Origin of the sequence: Variovorax atrisoli 110B (assembly GCF_000382045.1) — a bacterium.
Taxonomy (GTDB): domain Bacteria; phylum Pseudomonadota; class Gammaproteobacteria; order Burkholderiales; family Burkholderiaceae_C; genus Variovorax; species Variovorax atrisoli.
Genome location: NZ_KB907486.1, coordinates 1 through 5,801 on the forward strand (window position 1 = coordinate 1; position 5,801 = coordinate 5,801).

Consider the following 5,801-nt stretch of genomic DNA (forward strand, 5'->3'; position numbering starts at 1 on the left):
GCACACCAAATGGCTCATATGGTCGCTGCCGTCAACGAAGAGGATTTAAGTTTTTCTCATATGAGATCGATCGGGTGATGCGACCCGAGCGCGCAAGCGACGATGAATCATGCTCATATCCGCGGATTGGCTACCGGCACTTCATCGATCCGTCGCGGGCCTGCCTCGCTCTAAAAGTCGTGGATCATCCTTTCGGAGCCTATGCAGCCATTACGAGGGTTGCCCTGCCGGGTGCGTGGGTCGCATCACCGAATCGATCTCGCTCATGTCGTGCCTCCTTGTGTTGCCTGCAATGGGGTGTCCGCCGCCTGAGCAACTGCCCACACGAAGCCGGTGAGTTCACGCGCCACGGCCACACACACCTTGTTCCTGTGCACTCCACGGGCGTCGAGCTTTGCGAAGCGCTGCGTCAGGCGTAGCTGCGCCGTCCAGCCAATAGCGCACAGCTGCTGGCTCAAGCCTTCCTGGCGCCGACGTGCACGCTCACCCAATCGTGGCTTGAAGCGGTAGCTCCACGCCGCCTCGCTCAGCATCCTTCTCGCATGCGCGTTGCCAGTCTTGGTGATACTGCCTCGTGCAGTGCGCTCACCGCTGGAGCGTTCCGAGGGCACCAGACCCAGGTAACCCATGAGCTTGCGCGGATGATCGAAGCGGCTGAAGTCCCCGATCTCGGCCACCAGTGCGATGGCGCAGGTCACGTCGATGCCTCGCAGCGCCTGCAGCGCCGATACCTGTGGCGCAAAGCGCCAATTCTTGACGTACTCGAGCAGTGCTGAGCTCAGGCGCTTGAGGCGTTCATCGCTAGCCTGCACAGCCATCCAGTAGTCCATAAATGCTGCCTGCGTTGCCACCTCGGAGAAGTTCAGCTTCCCGAGCCATGCATGGTGCGCCTGCGTCCAGGAGGTCTTGCCCGGGAAGCGCACGTCGTGGCGCAACAGCAGGGCCTTGAGCTGTTGGCGCAATTGGCGCCGGTCGTTCAGCGCATCTTCGCGGGCGCGTGCCAGGTCTCGAATGGCTTCGTCCTCAGGTCGAGGCACCCACACCGCGCGCAGTTGTCCCGCACGCGAGCACTCGGCCAATTGCGCGCAGTCGCGCCGGTCGGTCTTGATGCGGTCTCCGGGACGTCGAGGCATCTTCGACGGCGCAATGACCTCGCAGCTGTAACCCTTGGCCGTCAAGGCACGCTGCAGGCCCCAACCAGTGGGACCTGCCTCATAGACCACATGCACGGCTTCGGTGTTGCCTAGTTTGACGAGCAACTTCAGCAGCTTGGGAACGTCGTGCCTGATCGTGCCGATCACCTTGGCTGCCGCTCGCCCGGGCTCAGCCACTGCAACGGCAATGCTGTCCTTGTGAACGTCCAAACCCACGTGGATCTTGCTAATCTCTTGCATGGCCGGTCTCCTTTCCTTGCTGGTAGTGACCACGGTCTCCAGCATGTAGCTCGGCAAGCTCGCTTGCAACCTACGTCAGCGGAGACCGGCCGCTTCGCAAGCAGCGCGACCATGATGTCTAAACGAATTATGGCCGGCGCAGCAAAGTCGGCATCCGCGGACGCGACGACCACCACGACGCGGGACCCGGCCGGTCTTCTGGAGAACAAGCTGGAGCAGTTGAACTCGCTGCTCTGGTGCTTCTACGGCGCCGGGGACGGATGGTTCCAGGATGCGGGGGAGGCGCATCGGGAGAATCTGCTTTGGATTGCTTCGGATTTGGCGCGGGAGGCGGTGGCGCTTTATCAGGAGATGAGTCCGGCTGGGTAAGGGGCTCGGGCGCCAAGTCTCTGAAGATGGCTTGGCGCTTGCTGCGGCTCTTCGGTTTTCTCTGCGAGCTTCCGCTTCGCAACGACAGCAGTCTTGCGTCAGGCCGAATTCAGTTCCTGGAAGCGGCGGTTTAGCTTACGGGGTTACGCGTTGCTATAGGCCGTCAGCCGCAACAACCAGTTGTCTCGCGGGCATTGGTTGGCCAGCCTGAATACTTATAGCGATTGACCTCAACCTACGGGAACAGTGGAATAGCCACTGGCGATGGTCCTTCCTGAGGAGCAGCAAGGTGGGAGATACTAGTTTTGAAGCCTGGGGGCAAGTGCTTGTATGTGGCACCCGGTTTGGTGTCGAGGCCGTGAATGGCGGCATCGAGATTGCGTACTGGAAGCTGAACGCACTGAGCCGTGAACAGTTTTCCTCCATCGACCGAGTATCCAACCCGCCTGAACGCCTCATAGTACGGGGTGACGACCAGTGAGCCACCAAAATACCCGGTGTTACAGACTACTACATTGCAGAAGACCGTCCTTGATAGAGAAACGGCCAACGACTCAAAAAGCTTTACGTCACGGTTGTACGCGATGACAAAAAGATGATGGACACGTCCGCGATAAAGGAGGGCGCGTTCAATATCCATAAAGTCGTAGCAAATACTTACCCCGATCCGTCCGTAGGGTCCCGCGTCGAAGACGTACACGTTGGGATCGGCGTCAAAGGACCACGGCGGTACGTACTTCTGAAAGCCGGACGCTTCGGCTGGCGCGGGGTCTCGCTTACCAAACCATACCCTGGCTGCGTAACGTGAAGGTGTTCGCTTCCAGAAGTTTCGTGGGACGAGGACGAGACCCTCGTTTTTGGCAGACCTTGTTCGATGGTCCAGGCGGTAGTCAACTCCAATGATTGTTAGGGCATTCATGGAGCAAACAAGCCGCTCAAAGTCGTCCAGTCGCGTTCTTGGTAGCGCTAGCTCGGGAAGAAGAATGATGCGTGGCTGATCGTCGTGATCCGCCAATGCCCGCATTGCTCTACGAATCTCGTGCCACGCACGGCTATCCTCCGATGCTGAGATTCTTGGCGTACCAGTAGAGGTGTTCCATGCGAGCTTGGAATCTAAGGTCGTCTGAATAACACCAAGGGTAAGCTCTTCGATCAAGCTTGTTCTCTCAGAGCTCATACCGGCCCCATTTCAAAGTAGCGCTTCCAATCAACGTCAGTGAGGTGCATAAGATCGACAGGAGTGACCTGTCGGGACTGCTGATTAAAGGTCGAGACCTGATTTGCCTCGAGTTCATCTTGTGCGATTGAGATGACGCGCGCTAGATCGGCTGTGTTGATAAGGCTTACCGGATCATGCTCCGTGTCATCGGCGGAGTCCTCGCTCCATGCTTGGTGCAAACCGGCGAGTATGTTCTCATCAGCACGAGGCTGGAGACACGCCTCAAGAATCCCAAGAGTTGCCGACGAATAGGTGATTTCCTCTCGAAGGAGTTGCGGTAAATGTCTGAGCATGCTCTCGTGTCCCAGCCCGTTCCATTGCACTGGCAGTAGAAATGTGCGCGAAAGCAAGGAAAACAGGCAAATTCCAAGACCGCGAATCGGATTCTGTGCTGACCCGATTTCGCTCACCACAAGCGGTGCATATCGCCTGTCGTAGATTCGGCGCCGTTGCGGTACATGCCGCACTGCGCCAGTTCCGGACTGTCGCAGCTTTTGTTTCCACTCTTGCCAGGAGACCGCTGCCATGTCGATTAGATTACTTGGCAACGCAAAGTTAAGCGGATGTGCGCAACTAGATCGCGCGCTGGCATCTCGTCGTGACGCACGTTCAAGGTAGTCGCTGTTCAGCGTCTCAGTGGAAGAAAGTAGCAACGCTGCTTGCCTGATGATCTCTAGGCAGGTCCATTCTCCGAGCCGCCACTCTTTTGTGACTCCGGAATCGCGGCTACCCCAAATTACTGTTGCCCAAATTGGAAGCGGCAGCAATTGCCCGGTCTCCGATCCTTCGAGCGATGTCCAGACTCGTGACGCCGCCGGCGAAAGAGTGGCTACTTCCTGAAGGTCTGGTTTATCTAGTCGCCCCATCAGAGCATCGAACCACCAGCCTTCTTGGTTGGCTTGAGCCGATCTGGTGCCTGATGCGATCCGCGTTAGTGCTGCTGCTGGCGCGTCTGCGGGAAAGAATGTCCAAAAGTCGTCGGATTCCGGCAGGTCTTCGACGTATGTTCCTAGGTGAATGATCAAACCAGTCGCTCGACGAACGGGCTTGCGAAGGTCGAACTTACATCCCCACCAAGCAAGTGCAACGCGCTGATCGGGAGAGAAGACATCGCTGCTCAACAACGCCCGGCCTCTTTCAACAAATGTTTGACTTAGCTTTCTCCCAAGAAGCTGAAAGGCATTCGGTAACTTTTCCAACAACACACTGGCGCAATAAACGCCAACGAAGAACTGATCTAAGCTCTTCTTCACAAACCACCGATCTGCTTCAGGGATGCCTCGGTTAGTAAGCTTCGCAATATCTCGCAGGGATCTCAGCGCAGCTGCTCTGCGCCACCCTGCTGCATCTGGATTAATAAGGAGTTGGGCAGCTCGCACTGTTTCTGCAGCGAGCATGGCGTAAGAGTTGCCGCGTATGTAACTGGCCGCTAGCCGATTCACTGGATCGCGCGCATAGCGATCGATGTCATCAAAAAGAAGTTCCAGTCCAGTTGAGCCGAGGCGACGTGCGATGGTCAGTGCATGGGTCCAGAGACGGACGCGATCAGGTCGGTCGTGCAGAACTTTTCTGATCAAGCCGAATACTCTGTCAGCAATGCCAGCAAGACGGGCGTGAATCTGAGGGTCGCTAATGCCAGTAAGAGTAGCGATGGGGTCGAGCGAAGAATCATCGCTATTGCGGCTGATTACTTGGTCTCTCATATTGAGGATTTTCCCGGGATTGCCATGACGAACGTCGAGCGTTTCCGGCGCAGCGAGTCTCGCCTCGGCCACGCGGGCGAGGCGAGTCGCCGCGAACGCTAAGCGTGTTCGCTCTGGCATTTCTGCTTCGGGAACATCAACGAGCAATAGGTGTTCTAGCTGCTGAGACAGTATTGAAAGTTCGTTGTCTTCAAGGGCCGTAAAGTCGGTTCTGCCAATTGCCGAGACCAAGGCAATCGTCTTCGTCATTAATGGAGTTGGAAACTCAGGGTCAAGGCGGCACTCATGCTGTGCCCGATTCCAAAGGTCAGACCCTGCAACACGCTTGCTGGTGTCGCTCGTTCCTAATAAGTCCCCTAAAGCCTTCGGCTCGGTCTTTGAGGTGTTGATGTTTGCGCCAGAGCCCAGGCTACTGATTACATCTTTATAGTGATCGATCCACTTTATCAACTCCTCAAACGTCTTGGCCAGTATTACGTGGTCGTCGACATAACGAAAGTGCGCAACGCGACCGAGAGGTAAGGTTTTCTGCACCTCGTGGTCGACTTGCAAGAGCGCTGCGTTTGCAAGGAAACCTGACACCATGAGCCCAGTAGGAATTCTGCGGAATGTCTTCCGAGACTCATCAAGTTCGATGTGCTTCAGGTCGGCCTCCGTCCAACCCTCAAGATCTAGGGGAAGCTGTGTCAGCGTCTTAAGCAGTTGTTGAACCTCTGGGCGTAGTTCGACTGGGACGCAATGAGAGATCGCGTCGACGCATGCTGTTAGTGGGATCGATGGATAGAACTTCTCAAGATCCACCGATGCCCAAAAAATCCCGCCGTCTCTAGGGAAGGTCTGATCAAGAGCACGTTTCTTGCATGAAGGATTGACCCTGTAAAAGGAGCACGAGCGATGAGCCAGATCAGTTTTGCGGATGCGGAGCAAGCGGGCAAGAGGAAGAAGACGAGGCGCGAAGTCTTCCTTGGCGAGATGGAGCTGGTGGTGCCGTGGAAGGCGCTGCTCAAGGTCATCGAACCCCACTATCCAGTGGCTGGCCGAGGCCGTCGGCCCTACCCGTTGCAAGCCATGCTGCGCGTGCACCTCATGCAGAACTGGTTCGCGCTGAGCGATCCG

Annotated in this window: 5 protein-coding genes; 2 read left to right on the forward strand and 3 right to left on the reverse strand. The window is 56.8% G+C overall.

Annotation, left to right across the window (positions count from 1 at the left end):
• Window positions 1-263: 263 nt before the first annotated feature.
• On the reverse strand, window positions 264-1,394 hold the full coding sequence (locus G369_RS0135085; RefSeq protein WP_020723097.1) for an IS110 family RNA-guided transposase: 1,131 nt from the start codon (window positions 1,392-1,394) through the stop codon (window positions 264-266).
• A gap of 111 nt (window positions 1,395-1,505) precedes the next feature.
• Here G369_RS0135085 and G369_RS0135090 point away from each other — a divergent pair, with 111 nt between their 5' ends.
• Entirely contained in the window at window positions 1,506-1,763 is a 258-nt protein-coding gene (locus tag G369_RS0135090; protein ID WP_020723478.1) for a hypothetical protein, read from the forward strand.
• A gap of 235 nt (window positions 1,764-1,998) precedes the next feature.
• Here G369_RS0135090 and G369_RS38015 read toward each other — a convergent pair whose 3' ends face one another.
• Together G369_RS38015 and G369_RS38020 are read right to left on the reverse strand one after the other, a co-directional pair.
• A complete protein-coding gene (locus G369_RS38015) occupies window positions 1,999-2,919 on the reverse strand; it encodes a carbon-nitrogen hydrolase family protein (RefSeq protein WP_080647996.1) in 921 nt (306 codons plus the stop codon).
• A 17-nt stretch (window positions 2,920-2,936) separates the two neighbouring features.
• Window positions 2,937-5,612 carry a reverse transcriptase domain-containing protein gene (locus tag G369_RS38020; protein ID WP_080647995.1) on the reverse strand — a complete coding sequence of 892 codons (2,676 nt, stop codon included), beginning with the start codon at window positions 5,610-5,612 and terminating at the stop codon, window positions 2,937-2,939.
• On the opposite strand from G369_RS38020, the gene G369_RS36920 reads away from it, so the two are divergent.
• Window positions 5,580-5,801: IS5/IS1182 family transposase (locus G369_RS36920; RefSeq protein WP_019658738.1), on the forward strand; the 222-nt coding region annotated here is incomplete at its 3' end. The two genes, G369_RS38020 and G369_RS36920, sit on opposite strands and share 33 nt — an antisense overlap.

Bases quoted from the DNA above. Each gene is read 5' to 3' on its own strand.
- G369_RS0135085 (WP_020723097.1), bottom strand. From the start codon at position 1,394: ATGCAAGAGATTAGCAAGATCCACGTGGGTTTGGACGTTCACAAGGAC.
- G369_RS0135090 (WP_020723478.1), top strand. From the start codon at position 1,506: ATGATGTCTAAACGAATTATGGCCGGCGCAGCAAAGTCGGCATCCGCG.